The following is a 15486-nucleotide window of genomic DNA, read 5'->3' as shown; positions in this document are numbered from 1 at the left end:
AACCGTTAACCGCGTTGAAAGGCCCCGCGCGCGAGGGTGCGCGCGTATGTCCGGGGCCCGTTCGACCAAACGCATCCTGAAGTCGACCGTGGCCGCCGCCGCGGCCGGCGCGGTCGCGTTCGCCCCGCTGGCCCCGCTGGCCCAGGAATCGGGCGCGGCGCTGGATCCGGTGACCATCCGCGTCGGGGCCAACGACGCCTTCACCCGGGTCGAGTTCGCCGGCGTCATCGGGGCACGCTCGCAGGTCCGCCGCGAAGGCCGCGACGTCGTGGTGCGCATCGGCACGACCGCGGCGCCGGACGTCTCGCGCCTTCGGGTGGATCCGCCGCCGGGGGTCGAGAGGGTCGAGACCCGCGCCGTCCGCGGCGGCACCGAACTGGTGCTCACCCTCGCCGAGGGCGCCGGGATCCGCAACGGCGTCGCCGACGGCGCGGTCTGGCTGAACCTCTACGCCCAGGCCCCCGCCGCCCCCGCCGGCGCGGCGTCGGCCGTGACCGTTCCGGTGATTTCGCGCGCCACACCCGACAAGGTCACCCTCGAATTCCGCTGGGACCAGCCGGTGGGCGCCGCCGTCTTCCGCCGCGGGGAGGCGGTATGGGTGGTGTTCGACCACGCCGCGCGCCTCGATCTCGCGGGCGCCGACGCTCTGGGGCCCGCGTCGTCAGCCCACTGGTCGGGCGGTCCCGGCCATGTGGCCCTGCGCATCGCCGCGCCGGTCGGACTGGCGGTCTCGGCCGAGGCGCGAGGGCCGGTCTGGAGCGTGACCATCGGCGGTCCGGCGACCGCGGTCGAAGGCGTCGTCATCGAGCGCGACGAGGGCGGCAAGCCGGCCCTTGTGGCGCGCATGGCGGGCGCGACCAAGGCTGTCTGGCTGACCGATCCGCTGGCTGGCGACCGGTTCGCCGCGGTGACCGCGCTGGCGCCGGGCAAGGGCTTCGGCGACCGTCGCCGCACCGTCGACATGGCCCTGTTGCCGACGGCCCAGGGCCTCGCGGTCGAGACCCCGGTCCCCGACCTGTCGATCCGCGCCGAGGGCGATCTGGTCACCCTTGAGCGTCCCGGCGGGCTGATCCTGTCGCCGCCCTCGGCGGCGCTGGAGAGCGCGTCGGCCGGTCCCGGCGCGCCTCGCAAGGCGCGGCACGCCGGTCTCATCCTGCCGGAATGGGCCGACGCGGGGCACGCCGGCTTCGCCGCCCGTCACCGTGAGTTGCAGGACGCGGCCGCGGAGGAGGCCGTGGCGGCGGGCGAGGATCCCCGCGCGCCCGTCGAGGCGCGCCTGGCGCTGGCCCGCTTCCTGGCCGGGTCGGGTCTCGGCTACGAGGCCGTGGGCGTTCTCAACGCCATCGTCGCCCAGGCGCCCGGCATGACCGGCGAACCCGAATTGCGCGGCCTCCGCGGCGCCGCCCGCGCCTCCATCGGCCGCTTCGATGAGGCCCAGGCCGACTTCGCCTCCGCCGCCGTCGCCGGAGATCCGGCGGTCGCCGTCTGGCGCGGCTACATCGCCGCCCGTCAGGGCGACTGGACCGGCGCCCGGCAGGCGTTTGGGGCCGGCGCCCGCGTGGTCGACGACTTCCCGTCGGTCTGGCGTGCGCGCTTCGGCGCGGCCCATGCCGAAGCGGCGCTGGAGAGCGGCGATTTCCCCGCCGCCCGCGCCCTGCTCGCCTACGCCTTCAGCCAGGACGTCCCCGCGGCCGAGCAGCTGGCCGCCCGTCTGGTGCAGGCGCGGCTGTTCGAGAAAGAGGGGGTCATGGACCGGGCGCTGGCGGTCTACACCGCCGTCGGCCGGGCCCCGCTCGAGAAGGTGGCCGTGCCGGCGCGGCTGGGCGTGGTGCGCCTGTCGCTCGGCAAGGGGACGATGAAGCCCGACGCGGCGGCGAAGGAGCTCGAGGCGCTGCGCTGGCGCTGGCGTGGCGACGCGGTGGAACTGGCGGTGATCCGGGAGCTGGGGCGGCTGTATCTGTCGCAGGGGCTGTACCGCGAGGCGCTGACCGCCCTGAAGGGGGCCGGCTGGCGCCTCAGCCGCCTGCCGGCCGCGACCGAGCTGTCCGCCGACCTGTCGGCGGCGTTCCGCATGCTGTTCCTCGAGGGCGGCGCGGACGGCCTGCAGCCGGTGCAGGCGCTCGGCCTGTTCTACGACTTCCGCGACCTCACCCCGATCGGCGCCGACGGCGACGAGATGGTCCGCCGCCTGGCGCGCCGGCTGGTCGACGTCGACCTGCTCGACCAAGCCGCCGAATTGCTTAAGCACCAGGTCGACGAGCGCCTCGAAGGCGTGGCCCGGGCGCAGGTGGCGACCGACCTGGCCCGCGTCTATCTGATGGACCGGCAGCCGGAGGCGGCGCTGCAGGCCATATGGAGTTCGCGCACCACCCTGCTGCCGAGCGCCCTGAACGCCGAGCGCCGCGCGCTTGAGGCCCGCGCCTTGGCCGGCCTCGGCCGCTACGACCATGCGCTGGAATTGCTGGGCGCCGACGCCTCGCCCGAGGCTCGCGACGTACGCGCGGAGGTGTACTGGAAGCAGGAGAAGTGGGGCGAGGCCGCGGCCCTGTACGAGGCCCGCCTCGGCGAACGCCATGCGAGTCCGGGCGCCCTTTCACCCGACGAGGAGGCGCGGCTGATCCGCGCGGGGGTGGGCTATTCCCTCGCCGGGGATGCGGGCGCGCTGGCGCGGCTGTCGGCCCGCTACCGGCCGTTCGTCGACGGCGCGCGCTCGAAGACCGCCCTGTCGATCGCGCTCGCGGGCATGGACGGCGCGGGATCCCCGACCGACTTCGCCGCCCTGACGGTCTCGGCCGACACCTTCGCCGGCTGGGTTCGTGAGATGAAGGACGAGCTCAGACGCAAGACGGGCGGAGACCGCCCCGCGGCCCCCGCCCGTCCTCAAGCGCCTGCGGCGGCGGCGCCGGCTGCCCGGCCCGCCGCCTGACCGGCTTACTTGTTCACCGCATCCTTGAGCGGCTTCGAGACGCGGAAGCGCACGGCCTTGGAGGCGGCGATCTTGATGGTCTGGCCGGTGGCCGGGTTGCGGCCTTCGCGGGCGGCGCGCTCGGCGGTGTCGAACACGCCGAGGTTCGAGATGCGGACGTCCTGGCCCGAGGTCAGCGACTTGTGGATGTTCTTGACGACGGCGTCGAGGACGCGGCCGGCGTCGGCTTGGCTGACGCCCGCGTCCTTGGCGACGGCGGCGATGAGTTCGGCTTGAGTGGTCATTGTGGGTCGTTTCCCGATTGAAGTTCGCCCCCCGATTCCGGGGGCGATGACCGGGGGATCAACGCCGCTTTTTCGCCGCATGGCAAGCGGCTTTGCCTCGGAAAGCCTTGCAGACTGGGGATTTACCCTGTTCCGGAGGCTCTCTGGAAGCTCTCCACGAGGCTCCCGGCGACCAGTCGCCAGCCGTCCACGAGCACGAAGAAGATCAGCTTGAACGGCAGCGAAACCACCACCGGAGGCAGCATCATCATGCCCATCGACATGAGCACGCTGGCGACCACCAGATCGATGACAAGGAACGGAACGAAAAGGAGAAAACCGATTTCGAACGCGCGCTTCAGCTCGCTGATCATGAAGGCCGGCGTGACCACCCGAAGGGGCAGGTCGGCGGCGCTCTGCGGGGCCTCGATCTGCGACAGTCGGGTGAACAGGGCGAGGTCGTCCTGGTCCACTTGGCCGAGCATGAAGGTCTTCACCGGTTCGGAGGCCGCGTCGAAGGCCTGCGGCAGCTCCATCTGCTGGTCCATCAGCGGCCGGATGCCCGAATCATAGGCGTCCTGCCAGGTCGGGGCCATGACGATGGCGCTCAGGAACAGGGCCAGCGACACCAGCACGGCGTTGGGCGGCGACTGCTGCATGCCCAGGGCGGTGCGCAGCAGCGACAGCACCACCACGATGCGCACGAAGCTGGTGGTCATGATCACGATCGAGGGCGCCAGCGACAGCACCGTCATCAGCCCGACCAGCTGCACCACCCGCTGGGTCAGCCCGGCGCCGGTGCCGAGGTCGATGTTGATCGCCGCGCCCGACTGCGCCGCCTCCTGCGCCAGCGCCGCCAGCGGCCAGACCAGGCAGAAGGCGGTGGCCAGCAGCGACAGCAGCGCCGCCCGCTTCAGCTCGGCGCGGGTGGGGATCACGAACAGGGCGGCGGCCTTCACTGACCGTCCCCGCGCGGCTCGATCAGCTCGCGGCCCTCGCCCAGCAGCAGCAACCGTTCCTCGGAATCGACCCGCACCAGCACCAGCCGGCGGGCCGGATCCAGCACCAGGGTCTCGACCACCTGCATGCGCCGCTCGCCCCGTTCGGCGCTCAGCTTCGCCAGCAGCTGCGGCGCGTACCGCCGCGCCGCCCAGGCTGCCAGCCCGATGATGCCGAGGGTGAAGGCGAGGGCGAACAGGGCCCTGAGCAGGTCGAGGAAATTCATGCGGCGCGGCCCCGCCGGCGCTCGTGCCGGCCGCCCCAGACTCCCGCGACTATGGTTAACGCCGCGTTGAGATAACCCTCCATTAACCATGGAGGCGGCAGTTTCTGCCCATCGAACCGTGGGCGATCCGCGCCCGGAGTAGACGCCTTGGGCTTCGCCGACCTGCCGCTGATCAGCCAGATCAAGGGCCGCCTGACGTGGCTTGACGAGCGCCAGCGGGTCATCGCCCAGAACGTCGCCAACTCCGACACCCCCGGCTACGTGGGTCGCGATCTGCAGATGCCGACCGACTTCGCCGCGGCCCTGCGCGAGGGAGGCGGGGTCCGGATGGCCCGGACCAGCGCCATGCACATCGCGCCGCCGGGGCAGCCCGCCCGCTTCGACGCCGTCGCCGCGCCGGACTCCGAGACCACCCTCGACGGCAACGCCGTGGTGGTCGAGGAGCAGATGCTGAAGATGGCCGAGAGCCGCATGGCCTATGACGCGGCCATCGGTTTCTACCAGAAGTCCATGCAGATGCTGCGCATGGCCGCCCGCCCGCCGGGCCGCTGAGCGCAGGGGAGTAGCCGATGCCCGATCCCGTCCCGCCCCGGAACAACGCCATGGCCGTGGCCGCCAGCGCCCTCAAGGCGCAGCAGTCGCGCATGCGCATCATCGCCGAGAACATCGCGAACGCGCAGTCGACGGCGCAGGTCGCCGGCGGCGAGCCCTACCGCCGCCAGATCCCGGTCTTCCAGGCGCGCGAGATCGACGGCGTCACCGGCGTCACGCTCGCCGAGGTTCGCCCCGACCAGGGCGACTTCCGCTCCGAGTACGACCCGTCCCACCCGGCCGCCAACGCCGAGGGCTATGTGCTGCGTCCAAACGTCGACACCCTCGTCGAGGCCATGGACATGCGCGAGGCCCAGCGCGCCTACGAGGCCAACCTCAACGTCATCGAGACGGCGCGGTCGATGGAGACCCGCACCCTCGATCTGCTCAAGAAGTAGGGCTGAGCCATGAACCCCTTGCTGGCGGCCAAGGCCTATGCGGCGGTCCAGGGCGGGGCCCTGCCGACCGCCCCCACCGCGCCCGCGGCCCAGTCCGGCTTCGCGGATCTCCTGACCAACGTCATGGGCGACATGACCCAGGCCTCGCGCGCGGCCGAGACGCAGATGGCGTCGGCCGTGCAGGGGCAGGGCAGCCTGATCGACGTCGTCACCGCCGTCTCCTCGGCCGAAGCCTCGCTGGAGACGGTCATGGCCGTCCGCGACCAAGTGATCCAGGCCTACCAGGAGATCATGCGCATGCCGATCTGACGGCGCGCCGTCAGGGCCGCGGCGCCCGTCCCCTGAGCCACTGCGACAGCACCCGCTTCTCGCCCCGCCTCGGCGGCAGGCCCGCGTGGCGCGTGCGACCGTCGACCGACCCGTCCGGCAGGGTGTTGGCCCACAACAGGGCGTCGCCCTTGCGGCCGCGCCAGCGCAGGCCGTCGGCCTCGAACGCCGTCTCGCCGCCCTCATAGTCGTCGTTGAGGTAGACCAGACAGGTGGCGATGCGCTGGCCGCGCCGCCTCAGGTCCTCGGCGTAGGCCGGATTGGCCGGGTCCAGCCAGTCGACGTGCCAGTCGAAGCTCTGGCCGACGGCGTAGCGCAGCACCTGGCTCCATTCGAGCCCCGCGACGGGAAGCCCGGCCGTCCGGGCGATCCGCTCACGCACCACCGCCAGCACCACGTCCATCTCCGGCAGTTCGAACCGGGCCGCGTCATTGCTGCGAACCGCCTCGCGGCGGCCCTCGCCGGTGCGCGGGTCGTAGACCAGCGCGGGCGCGACCAGACGCTCCGCCCGGCGCCAGACGTACTCGCAGACCGCTCCGGGCAAGAAGCCCTCGATGGCCAGGATCGCGGCCCCCCCGGTCGCCAGCGGACGCGGCGGCGGGCTGCTCAGCCACGTTGCGATGTCGATCCGCCCGTCCCGGCCTCGCAGCACGTCAAGCTGTTCGACGGCCGGCGCGAAGCCCAGCTCCGCCGCCTGCTCCAGCAGCCCGAGCGCCGCGTTCCAGTCCTGCGGCGCGCCCAGCCCCATGGCGGTCAGCACCGCCAGCCGGTGCGCGGCCTGCCCGTCGCCGGCCTCGGCCGAGCGGCGCAGGGTGACGGGGTCGGGAATTGGGGAAGGGCTGGTCACCGCCCGGTTCTACGTCCGCCCGGTCGCCCTCGCCAAGCTTACCGCGATTTCATCCCGCGACGCGCATCCGCCGCGGTCCGGCGCAGCCTCTTCCTGCCGCAACACCGGAGCCTCCATGACCCGTCTCTCCTTCGCCGCCTGCGCGGCCGCCCTGCTCGCCGCCGCCGTTCCCGCCGCCGCTGCGGCCCAGCCGGCGCCGCAGTCGGTCACCCTCGTGCGCGCCGGCAACCTGTTCGACTCCGAGTCCGGCCGCATGGTCGGCCCGCGCGACATCCTGATCCGCGGCCGCCGCATCGCCGAGGTGGGGCAGGGGCTGGCCGCGCCCGAAGGCGCGACCGTCGTCGACCTGTCGCGCTGTTCCGTCATTCCCGGCCTGATCGACGGCCACACCCACCTGCTGCTTGAGGAGGGCTTCTCCGAGAACCTCTCCATCGTCGCCGCCCGCGACCAGGCGATCCAGGGCGACGTGGTGCGCAGCCTCGCCGGGGCGCGCCGCTCCCGCGAGTATCTGGAGGCCGGCTTCACCAGCGTGCGCGATCTCGGCAACTCGGGTCGTTTCCTCGATCTCATGCTGGAGCAGGGCATCCGCGCCGACTCGGTGCCCGGTCCGCGGATCTACGGATCCGGCCCCGGTCTCGCGCCGGCCGGAGGCCAGCTGATGCCCCAGCCGCACGACCCGCACCATCTGGTCGACGCCGAGTACCGCATCGTCAACGGCGTCGACGACGCCCGCGCGGCGGTGCGCGAGGCCATCGCCCGCGGCGCCGAGGTGATCAAGATCTATGCCGAGGCCACGCCCCAGCGCACCCGCCTGTCGCCGGAGGAGATGGCCGCCATCGTCGCCGAGGCGAAGCGTCACCGCATTCCCGTCGCCGCCCACGCCACCGGCGACGAGGCGGTGCGCGAGGCGGTCGAGGCCGGCGTGACCTCGATCGAGCACGCCTACCAGATTTCCGACGACGCCCTGCGCCTGATGGCGGAGAAGGGCGTCTGGCTGGTGCCCACCGACGTCTCGCTTGAGCGGGCGCTGGAGATCACGGCCGGCTGGCCGCGACAGCCGCCGCGCGAGGAGGTCGAGCGTCACCTCGAGGAGAGCCGCGACCGTATCCGCCGCGCCCGCCGGCTGGGCGTCCGGATCGCCGCCGGTTCCGACGCCTACGGCCCCTCCGATCGGAGCCGCGGCGCCAACGCCCTCGGGGTCCTCGACGCCTATGTCGAGTCGGGTATGACGCCTGCCGAGGTGCTGCAGAGCGCCACCTGGGAGGCCGGCCGCATGCTCGGCGACGACGGCCTCGGCGTTCTCCGGCCCCAGGCCTGGGCGGATCTGGTCGCCGTCGAGGGCGATCCGACGCAGGCGCTGGCGCCCCTGCGCGCGCCGCGTCTGGTCATCAAGGCCGGGCGGGTCGAGGCCGGCTCCCCGGCGGCCTGCGGCGGCTGAGCGGCCTCAGCCTTCCAGCGACACCACCGGCTGAAGGGCCGGCGCCGTGCGCGCGCGGCGGCCCTTCATCCAAGTGCGGATGCGACCCTGGATCGGCTGGTCGACGGCGACGTGGAACAGCCAGGCGAAGAGGAAGGCGGCGGCCACGCCGGCCGCCCAGATCGCCCACTGCGCCGCCACCGGCAGGGCGAACCGGGCGATGAGCACATTGGCGACGCCGAACCAGGCGATGCGCACCACCTCGTTGGTGATGAACATCGAGAAGCTGACCTGCGCCGCCTTCTCCACCCATTTCGAGGGGCGTGGCGTCGGTACGGCGCCGGCCGCGAGGATGATGACCGAGATGCAGGCCAGCGAGACCAGCGCGTGCTTGTCGAAGAACTGCACGAAGGCCAGCAGAAGGGCCGCGCCGATCCCGGCCCAGCCGGCCAGCCTCGGGGCGATCCAGACCTTCTGGGCGAACCAGGCGAGCGCCATGCCGAGGAAGAACAGCGGCAGGGCGCGGAAGAAGCCGAAGCCCAGCGGCATCTGGTAGACCGGATAGCCGAGCAGGGCCCAGGTCAGCTGGTTGGCCAGCAGGTACAGGCCGACGCCCAGGCCCAGCGTGCTCCACGGGCCGAGCCGCATCAGTCCGCGCAGCAGCCACGGGAAGGCGAGGTAGCAGCCGATCAGGGCCGAGATCGACCAGCTCGGCGCGTTCCAGCCGTAGCCGCCGGGGACGCCATAGGCCTGCGTCAGGGTCAGCTGGGCCGCCAGCTGGTCCCAGCGGAACCACTCGGGGGCGCGGGGCGCGAAGCCCAGCGCTCCGCCACCGACCACCAGCACCACCAGCGCCAGCCCCATCATCAGGTGCGCCGGCACGACGCGCAGGTAGCGTTTGAGGAAGAAGTCGCCCGCCGACATCCGGCCCGCGGCGACCGGGGCGCCGTAAACCCGCATCAGCACATAGCCGCTGTCGATCAGGAAGAAGTTGGTCAGCAGGAAGCCGCCGCGCTCGAACACCGGATGGAGGTGTTCGGCCAGCGCCAGCGGTCCCGCGCCCTGGAAGTGGTGCAGGATGATCAGTCCGGCCACGATGAAACGCAGCGCATCCAGCCAGCCGCCGCGCACGATGGGCGGTGTCTCATTCCGGGTCGAAATCGCGGTCCAGGCCATCGGAAAAGCCTCCTCGGAGGCGAATTCCGCAAGGATCGGGCCGCGCGAGCCCTACCCCCGCACCAGCCGCAGGAACTCCTCGCGGGTGCGCGGATCGTCGCGGATCACCCCCATCAGGCAGCTGGTCGAGAGGCTGGCCCCGGCCGTGTTGACCCCGCGCAGGGTCATGCAGCTGTGCTCCGCCTCGATGACCACGCCGACGCCCTGCGGACGCAGCACCTCGTGGATGGCGGTGGCGATCTCGGAGGTCATCTTCTCCTGGATCTGCAGGCGCCGGGCGAAGCCGTGCACCACCCGCGCCAGCTTGGAGATGCCCACCACCCGGTCGGTCGGCAGGTAGCCGACGTGGGCGCGGCCGACCACCGGCAGCATGTGGTGTTCGCAGAAGCTGACGAAGCGGATGTCCTTCAGCACCACCAGCTCGTCGTAGCCGCCGACCTCCTCGAAGGTCCGCTCGAGGTATTCGCGCGGGTCGGAGGCATAGCCGGCGAACAGCTCGCGGTAGCTGCGCGCCACCCGGCCGGGCGTGTCGAGCACGCCCTCGCGGTCCGGATCGTCCCCGGCCCAGCGGATCAGGGTGCGGACGGCGGCCTCGGCCTCGGCCTGGGAGACGGGAGCATCGGTCATGTCCGCCTTAGACCGTGTCCGGCGCGGAAGTTCCAGTCCCGGGGGCTCAGTCCCCGCCGAGGCTGAGCCGGCTGATCAGCACAGCCGCGCGTTGCGATTGTCGCACGAGGCTGTTCAGGTCGACCCATTCCCCCTCGGCGTGGGCCCCGCCGCCTGCGACGCCGAGGCCAGCGAGGGTGGGCACGTCCGCCGCCACGAAGCCGCTGTCCGCCGCTCCGCGTCGCGCCGGATCGTACTCCGCCATTTCCGGCAGGCCGAGATCGCGGTTCACGGCGTTCAGCCGGGCCAGCAGCTCGCGGGCGCCCTCGCTCGGGGCCATGGGCGGATAGGCGACCGGCGAGAACTGCAGCTGCGCCTCCGTCCGGGGCAGGTGCTCTGCGACGATGGCCGCCATCCGCGCCCGGACCCGGGCGTCCTGCTCGGGCGTCAGGGTCCTCAGGTCGCCCCGGGCGATCGCCGTCTCGGGTACGATATTGGTCTTGCCCGAGGCTGTGACCCGGAAACCGGCCTCGTCGATCCCGGCCGGAGTGCCGCCGGCGATCACCCCCACGTTGTAGGTCAGGTTCGGCTCGGGCAGTTCGCGGCGGAAGGCATCGAGGATGCGCGCCATTTCGTAGATCGCGCCGTAGCCCAGCGCCTCGTTGAACACGCCGCTGGAGTGGCCGGTGCGGCCGGAGGTCGTCAGCGTCCAGGTCGAGGAGCTGCGTCGCGCCACCGTGCCGAAGTCCTGCCCGTCCTCGACGGCCAGATTCTCGAACTCCAGCGCGAAGTCGGCGGCGCGGCCGGCCTCGATGAGGTCGCGCCGGGCTGTCTCCAGCGGCGCGCCCGGCCGCTCCTCGTCGCCGGTCAGGACGACGGTGACGTTGGTGTCCGCAAGGGTTCCCGCCGCCTGCATCGCCCGGAGCGCGGCGACGATCACCACCACGCCGCCCTTGTCGTCCCCGATGCCCGGCCCCGTCGCGCGGGCCCCCTCGCGCACGAACCGCTGGAACGGGCTGTCGGTCTCGAACACCGTGTCGAGGTGGCCGATCAGCAGCACGTTGCGTCCGGGTCCGGCGTGGGTGGCGACCAGGTGCCCCGCGCGCCCCGTCTGGCTCATGTCGATCCAGCGCACCTCGAAGCCCAGCGGCTCCAGTTCCTGCCGCACCATCTCCCCGACGGCCCGTACGCCGTCCGCGTTCAGGGTGCCGCTGTTCTGGTTGACCAGCCGCTCCAGCAGTTCGATGTGCCGGCCGTGCTCGGCCTCGACCGTCGCCGTCATGGACCGCTCGGCGTCGGACGCCTGCGCCAGCACCGGCGAGGCGAGGGCCAGCGACAGGGCGGCGGCGAGGATCAGGCGCATGGGAGGACTCCGTCCGGCGAGGCCGTGAGCCTTCTCCATCTTCACCCGGGAGTAAACCGGCCCGGCGTCGCTAACACCCCGTTAACCACGCTCCCGGCATTTTCTGCCCGGTATCCCGGGAGTGTGAGTTTCGATGAACGGCGCGGAAGTTCTGGACGTGGGGCGCGACGCCCTGTGGCTGACCATCCAGCTGTGCCTGCCCGTGCTGGTCGTCGGGCTGGTGGTCGGCGTCGCCATCGGCCTGTTCCAGGCCCTGACCCAGATCCAGGAACAGACCCTGATCTTCGCGCCGAAGATCATCGCCATCTTCATCTCCCTGCTCCTGTTCCTGCCGCTGATGGGCGCCCTGCTGGGCGGATTCATGCAGAACATCGCCGCCCGCATCGCCGGCATGTGAGCCGGTGGAGCGCCGCTAGTTGGAACCTTGGGCGACAGCCGATCAGGTCTGGCAAGGGGCGCTGATCTTCGGCCGCATCGGGGCCGTGATGCTGATGCTGCCCGGGGTCGGCGAGAGCTACGTGCCGCCGCGCATCCGTCTGTCGCTGGCGCTGCTGATCAGCCTCGTCCTGTGGCCGGTCGTCGCCGGCGCGCTGCCGGCCCTGCCGTCGACCCTGGGCGGCATGGCCGGCTGGATCATCCGGGAGGTGCTCGTCGGCCTCGCCATCGGCGCCATCCTGCGCGCCTTCATGACCGCGCTTTCGACCGCCGGCGAGACGGTGTCGCTACAGACGGCGCTGAGCTTCGCCCAGACCGCCAACCCCCTGCAGGCCCAGCCCGGCACGACCATCTCGGCCTTCCTGATGCTGCTCGGCACGACGCTGATCTTCGCCACCAACACCCATCATCTGTTCCTCGCCGGGCTGGTGGGATCCTACGATCTGATCGCCCCCGCCCGGCCGCTGATCGCCGGCGACTTCGTCTCCCTCGCGGTCGGGACCGTGAACGACGCCTTCCTGCTGGGCATCCAGCTGGCGGCGCCGGTGCTGGTCTTCGGCCTGATCTTCAACCTCGCCTCGGGCCTGGTGGCGCGGGTCATGCCGCAGTTCCAGGTCTTCTTCGCCGCCGCGCCGCTGAGCATCATCCTCGGCCTGTCGGTGTTCGCCCTCAGCCTCGGGGTGGTCGGGACGGTGTTCATCGACCGCTACCGCGCCGTGGCCAACGTCTTCGTCGGAGGGGCCGGTGGCTGACAAGCCCGATCCCGACTCGAAGACAGAAGAGGCGACCCCGCGAAAACTCGCGGAGGCGCGCAAGAAGGGCGACGTCGCCAAGTCGCCGGACGTCGCCTCCGCCCTCAGCCTGCTCGGCGCCGCGGCGGTGATCCTGACCGCCGGCGGGGTCTTCGCCACCTCGATCGCCGAGCAGCTGCTGCCGTTCATCGCCGCCCCCCACACCCTGACGGGCGGTCTCGACGCCGGGGCGGGGGTCGAGATCGGGACGCGGGCGCTGTGGGCCGTCGCGCCCTTCCTCGGCGCCCTGATGCTGGCCACCATCCTCGGCGGCGCCGGCGGCAACCTGGCCCAGTCGGGCCTGCTGTTCACCGGCTCCAAGCTCAAGCCGGACTGGTCACGGGTGAACCCCCTGGCCGGCTTCAAGCGAATCTTCGGGCCGGACGGCCTCGTCCAGTTCGTGAAGACCTTCCTCAAGCTGGCGGCGGTCGGGCTGATCTGCTGGCTGGTGCTGAAGCCCCACGCCCGCGAGCTCGAGAACCTGGCCGCGATGCATCCGGCCGCCATCCTGCCGCTCGCCCGCGACCTCGCGGTGGCCCTGATGGGAACGGCGATCGTCTTCCTCGGCTTCACCGCCGGCGCCGACTACCTGTGGCAGCGCTACCGCTTCGCCCAGCGCATGAAGATGACCAAGGAAGAGCTCAAGGAGGACTACAAGCAGTCCGAGGGCGACCCGCACGTCAAGGCCCGGCTGAAGCAGATCCGCGCCCAGCGCAGCCGCCAGCGGATGATGCAGAACGTGCCCAAGGCCACGGTCATCGTAACCAACCCGACCCACTACTCCGTGGCCCTGCGCTACGAGCCGGACCAGGGCGACGGCGCTCCGGTCTGCGTCGCCAAGGGCGTCGACGCCCTGGCCCTGCGCATCCGCGAGGTCGCCCGCGAACATGCCGTGCCGATCGTCGAGAACGTCCCGCTGGCCCGCGCCCTCTACGCCGCCGTCGACGTCGACGAGACCATCCCGCGCGAGCATTTCGAGGCCGCGGCGAAGGTCATCGGCTTCGTCATGCAGGAGCGCCGCCGGCGCTGATCGAACCGAACGGTCCCCGGAACACGAACCACGCCCCGGCCATGATCAGGGCGAAACCGACGGCGTGGTTCAGGGTCAGCTTCTCGCGCAGAACGGTGACCGAAAAGACGGCGAAGACCAGCAGGGTGATGACCTCCTGCATCGTCTTCAGTTCGGCGGCCGAATAGACCTGATGGCCCCAACGATTGGCCGGCACCGCAAGGCAATACTCGAACAGGGCGATGCCCCAGCTGACCAGCACCACGATCCACAGCGGCTTGGCGCCGAACTTCAGGTGGCCGTACCACGCGAAGGTCATGAACACATTCGAGGCGACCAGCAGGGCCACCGGCGTCAGATAGGGGTTCACGCTCGACTCCGGGCGAACAGGCTTAACGCGGCGTTTACCACACGGGCGGCAGTTTCTGCCTAGCGGGCCTTCTTTCAGTACCCGCGTGTATCGGGGCGGGGACGCGTGGGCGGCTTCACGGCGGCGTTGCAGAGATTCGGGATCGGTCGGCTGACCGTGGTGCTGGGCGTCGCCGCCGGCGTCGCGGCGGTGCTGGTCGCCGTCATGCTGCGCATCGGCCAGGCCCCCGACGCCCTGCTGTACTCCAACCTCGATCTGCGCGAGGCCTCCGAGGTCGCCGCCGCCCTCGATTCCGCCGGCATCAAGTACAGTTCGAAGGGCGACGGCTCGACCATCTTCGTCAGCCGCGACGAGGTCGGCGAGGCCCGCATGCTGGTCGCCGGCAAGGGCCTCGTGACCTCCGGCGGCGTCGGCTACGAGATCTTCGACAACCAGTCGGTGCTGGGCCAGACCGAGTTCCAGCAGAACCTCAACGCCAAGCGGGCGCTCGAGGGCGAACTGGCCCGCACCATCCAGTCCATGCGCGGCATCTCCTCGGCGCGGGTGATGATCGCCCTGCCCGAGCGACAGCTGTTCCAGGCCCAGGCCGCCGCGCCGACGGCCTCGGTGGTGGTCGGCGTCACCGGCGGCCAGCTGACCGGAACCCAGGTCCAGGCCATCCGCAACGTCGTCGCCTCCTCGGTGCCGAACCTGAAGCCCGAGAAGGTCACGCTCACCGACACCTCCAACCGCACCCTGGCGGCCGGTTCCGACGACGCCGGCTTCTCGGCCGCCTCGGCCGAGGAGGCCCGGGGCCAGACCGAGGCCCAGCTGCAGTCCCGCATCAAGGACATCGTCGAGGGCGTCGTCGGCGTCGGCGCCGCCCGCGTCCAGGTCACCGCCGAGATCGACCACAGCCGCTCGACCACCCAGGAGCAGCGCTTCGATCCGGACGGCCAGGTGGTCCGCTCGATGTCGACCAACGGCTCGGAGAGCCAGGACACCACCGGCGCGCTCGACGGCGGCGTCACGGCCGCCAACAACATCCCCGGCGGCGCCGCGCCGGAGGCCACCCCGCTGGGCTCGCGCGACACCCAGACGACGGAGACCACCAACTACGAGATCTCCAACACCACCACGACCACCGTGCGCGAGGCCGGCGAGATCAAGAAGCTGGCCGTCTCGGTGGCGGTGGACGGTCGCTGGACCCCGCCGGCCAACGGCGAGGGCGAGCCGACCTACGCCCCGCGCTCCGCGGAGGAGATCGCCCAGATCCGCGCCCTCGTCGCCGCCGCCGTCGGCATCGACGAGGAACGCGGCGACCGCATCGAGGTGCAGAACGTCCGCTTCAGCCGCGAGGCCCTGCCCTCCGGCGGCGCCGAGGCCGGCTCGTCGCTGTTCGACTTCACCAAGAACGACCTGATGCGCGGCATCGAGCTGCTGGTGCTGCTGGTCACCGGCGTACTGCTGATCTTCTTCGTGCTCCGGCCGCTGCTGAAGACCGCCTCCGGCGGCGGCTCGACGCCGCTCCAGCTGGCCGGCGGGCCGGCGGTGACCTCGCTGCAGACCACCATCGTCGGGGGCGCCGGCGGCGCGGTGCCCCAGCTGCCCGGCCCGTCGGAGATGGAGCACCGGCTCGACATCGCCCGCATCGAGGGTCAGGTGAAGGCCTCGTCGGTCAAGAAGGTGGCCGACTTCGTCGAGAAGCACCCGGAGGAATCGACCTCGATCCTTCGCAACTGGGTGCATGAAGGCTGATGGCC

General features: G+C 71.7%; 17 protein-coding genes. 9 read left to right on the top strand and 8 right to left on the bottom strand.

The window, feature by feature from the left end; genetic code table 11:
• The first annotated feature begins 46 nt into the window (after window positions 1-46).
• The gene (locus BM333_RS07355) at window positions 47-2926 is read left to right on the top strand and encodes a tetratricopeptide repeat protein (RefSeq protein WP_092309114.1); all 2880 of its coding nucleotides are present in this window, start codon (window positions 47-49) and stop codon (window positions 2924-2926) included.
• Between the two features lie 5 nt (window positions 2927-2931).
• Here BM333_RS07355 and BM333_RS07350 read toward each other — a convergent pair whose 3' ends face one another.
• From BM333_RS07350 to BM333_RS07340, 3 genes are all read right to left on the bottom strand, one after another.
• Window positions 2932-3210, bottom strand: coding sequence for an HU family DNA-binding protein (locus BM333_RS07350; RefSeq protein ID WP_092309111.1), 279 nt, complete (start codon window positions 3208-3210; stop codon window positions 2932-2934).
• Between the two features lie 122 nt (window positions 3211-3332).
• Window positions 3333-4148: a flagellar type III secretion system pore protein FliP gene (gene fliP, locus BM333_RS07345; RefSeq protein ID WP_092309108.1), complete on the bottom strand. Its 816-nt coding sequence runs from the start codon at window positions 4146-4148 to the stop codon at window positions 3333-3335.
• Window positions 4145-4414, bottom strand: coding sequence for a flagellar biosynthetic protein FliO (locus tag BM333_RS07340; protein WP_092309105.1), 270 nt, complete (start codon window positions 4412-4414; stop codon window positions 4145-4147). The genes fliP and BM333_RS07340 overlap by 4 nt, the downstream gene beginning before the upstream one ends.
• Window positions 4415-4561: 147 nt before the next feature.
• Between BM333_RS07340 and flgB the strand changes: the two genes are divergently transcribed.
• Genes flgB through fliE form a run of 3 tightly spaced genes read left to right on the top strand, consistent with a single transcriptional unit; the run spans window position 4562 to window position 5712 of the window.
• Window positions 4562-4966, top strand: a complete 405-nt coding sequence (gene flgB, locus BM333_RS07335; RefSeq protein WP_092309102.1) for a flagellar basal body rod protein FlgB — start codon at window positions 4562-4564, stop codon at window positions 4964-4966.
• Between the two features lie 17 nt (window positions 4967-4983).
• Window positions 4984-5403, top strand: coding sequence for a flagellar basal body rod protein FlgC (gene flgC, locus BM333_RS07330; RefSeq protein ID WP_425425122.1), 420 nt, complete (start codon window positions 4984-4986; stop codon window positions 5401-5403).
• A gap of 9 nt (window positions 5404-5412) precedes the next feature.
• Complete coding sequence (gene fliE / locus BM333_RS07325) at window positions 5413-5712, top strand: flagellar hook-basal body complex protein FliE (RefSeq protein ID WP_092309099.1); 300 nt, start codon at window positions 5413-5415, stop codon at window positions 5710-5712.
• A 10-nt stretch (window positions 5713-5722) separates the two neighbouring features.
• On the opposite strand, the gene BM333_RS07320 is transcribed toward fliE, so the two are convergent.
• Complete coding sequence (locus tag BM333_RS07320) at window positions 5723-6577, bottom strand: prolyl hydroxylase family protein (protein ID WP_177221824.1); 855 nt, start codon at window positions 6575-6577, stop codon at window positions 5723-5725.
• A gap of 115 nt (window positions 6578-6692) precedes the next feature.
• On the opposite strand from BM333_RS07320, the gene BM333_RS07315 reads away from it, so the two are divergent.
• Window positions 6693-8015, top strand: coding sequence for an amidohydrolase family protein (locus tag BM333_RS07315; protein WP_177221823.1), 1323 nt, complete (start codon window positions 6693-6695; stop codon window positions 8013-8015).
• Window positions 8016-8021: 6 nt separating this feature from the next.
• On the opposite strand, the gene BM333_RS07310 is transcribed toward BM333_RS07315, so the two are convergent.
• From BM333_RS07310 to BM333_RS07300, 3 genes are read right to left on the bottom strand one after another with little or no spacing between them, the layout of a single operon-like run.
• Entirely contained in the window at window positions 8022-9170 is a 1149-nt protein-coding gene (locus BM333_RS07310; protein WP_092309090.1) for an acyltransferase family protein, read from the bottom strand.
• A 51-nt stretch (window positions 9171-9221) separates the two neighbouring features.
• Window positions 9222-9797: a GTP cyclohydrolase I FolE gene (gene folE / locus BM333_RS07305; RefSeq protein WP_092309087.1), complete on the bottom strand. Its 576-nt coding sequence runs from the start codon at window positions 9795-9797 to the stop codon at window positions 9222-9224.
• 46 nt (window positions 9798-9843) lie between these two features.
• Window positions 9844-11139 carry a M20/M25/M40 family metallo-hydrolase gene (locus tag BM333_RS07300; RefSeq protein WP_092309084.1) on the bottom strand — a complete coding sequence of 432 codons (1296 nt, stop codon included), beginning with the start codon at window positions 11137-11139 and terminating at the stop codon, window positions 9844-9846.
• Between the two features lie 133 nt (window positions 11140-11272).
• On the opposite strand from BM333_RS07300, the gene fliQ reads away from it, so the two are divergent.
• From fliQ to flhB, 3 genes are read left to right on the top strand one after another with little or no spacing between them, the layout of a single operon-like run.
• Complete coding sequence (fliQ, locus tag BM333_RS07295) at window positions 11273-11536, top strand: flagellar biosynthesis protein FliQ (RefSeq protein ID WP_092309081.1); 264 nt, start codon at window positions 11273-11275, stop codon at window positions 11534-11536.
• Window positions 11537-11555: 19 nt separating this feature from the next.
• Window positions 11556-12326: a flagellar biosynthetic protein FliR gene (fliR, locus tag BM333_RS07290; protein ID WP_092309078.1), complete on the top strand. Its 771-nt coding sequence runs from the start codon at window positions 11556-11558 to the stop codon at window positions 12324-12326.
• Window positions 12319-13395 (top strand): flagellar biosynthesis protein FlhB, encoded by a 1077-nt coding sequence (gene flhB / locus BM333_RS07285; protein ID WP_092309075.1) that lies wholly within the window; start codon window positions 12319-12321, stop codon window positions 13393-13395. Before fliR ends, flhB begins: the two co-directional genes overlap by 8 nt.
• Here flhB and BM333_RS07280 read toward each other — a convergent pair.
• On the bottom strand, window positions 13370-13744 hold the full coding sequence (locus BM333_RS07280; RefSeq protein WP_218151434.1) for a DMT family protein: 375 nt from the start codon (window positions 13742-13744) through the stop codon (window positions 13370-13372). The two genes, flhB and BM333_RS07280, sit on opposite strands and share 26 nt — an antisense overlap.
• Before the next feature lie 105 nt (window positions 13745-13849).
• Here BM333_RS07280 and fliF point away from each other — a divergent pair, with 105 nt between their 5' ends.
• On the top strand, window positions 13850-15481 hold the full coding sequence (gene fliF / locus BM333_RS07275; RefSeq protein WP_092309072.1) for a flagellar basal-body MS-ring/collar protein FliF: 1632 nt from the start codon (window positions 13850-13852) through the stop codon (window positions 15479-15481).
• Window positions 15482-15486: the final 5 nt, after the last annotated feature.

Origin of the sequence: Brevundimonas viscosa (genome assembly GCF_900116065.1) — a bacterium.
Lineage (GTDB): Bacteria > Pseudomonadota > Alphaproteobacteria > Caulobacterales > Caulobacteraceae > Brevundimonas > Brevundimonas viscosa.
The sequence above is the reverse complement of the archived record's forward strand: the minus strand, read 5'-3'. Positions and strand labels throughout refer to the sequence as shown.

Coding starts and splice junctions, on each gene's coding strand:
- folE (WP_092309087.1), bottom strand. CDS start 9,797: ATGACCGATGCTCCCGTCTCCCAGGCCGAGGCCGAGGCCGCCGTCCGC.
- fliE (WP_092309099.1), top strand. CDS start 5,413: ATGAACCCCTTGCTGGCGGCCAAGGCCTATGCGGCGGTCCAGGGCGGG.
- BM333_RS07355 (WP_092309114.1), top strand. CDS start 47: ATGTCCGGGGCCCGTTCGACCAAACGCATCCTGAAGTCGACCGTGGCC.
- BM333_RS07310 (WP_092309090.1), bottom strand. CDS start 9,170: ATGGCCTGGACCGCGATTTCGACCCGGAATGAGACACCGCCCATCGTG.
- flgC (WP_425425122.1), top strand. CDS start 4,984: ATGCCCGATCCCGTCCCGCCCCGGAACAACGCCATGGCCGTGGCCGCC.
- BM333_RS07350 (WP_092309111.1), bottom strand. CDS start 3,210: ATGACCACTCAAGCCGAACTCATCGCCGCCGTCGCCAAGGACGCGGGC.
- BM333_RS07315 (WP_177221823.1), top strand. CDS start 6,693: ATGACCCGTCTCTCCTTCGCCGCCTGCGCGGCCGCCCTGCTCGCCGCC.
- BM333_RS07340 (WP_092309105.1), bottom strand. CDS start 4,414: ATGAATTTCCTCGACCTGCTCAGGGCCCTGTTCGCCCTCGCCTTCACC.
- BM333_RS07300 (WP_092309084.1), bottom strand. CDS start 11,139: ATGCGCCTGATCCTCGCCGCCGCCCTGTCGCTGGCCCTCGCCTCGCCG.
- fliQ (WP_092309081.1), top strand. CDS start 11,273: ATGAACGGCGCGGAAGTTCTGGACGTGGGGCGCGACGCCCTGTGGCTG.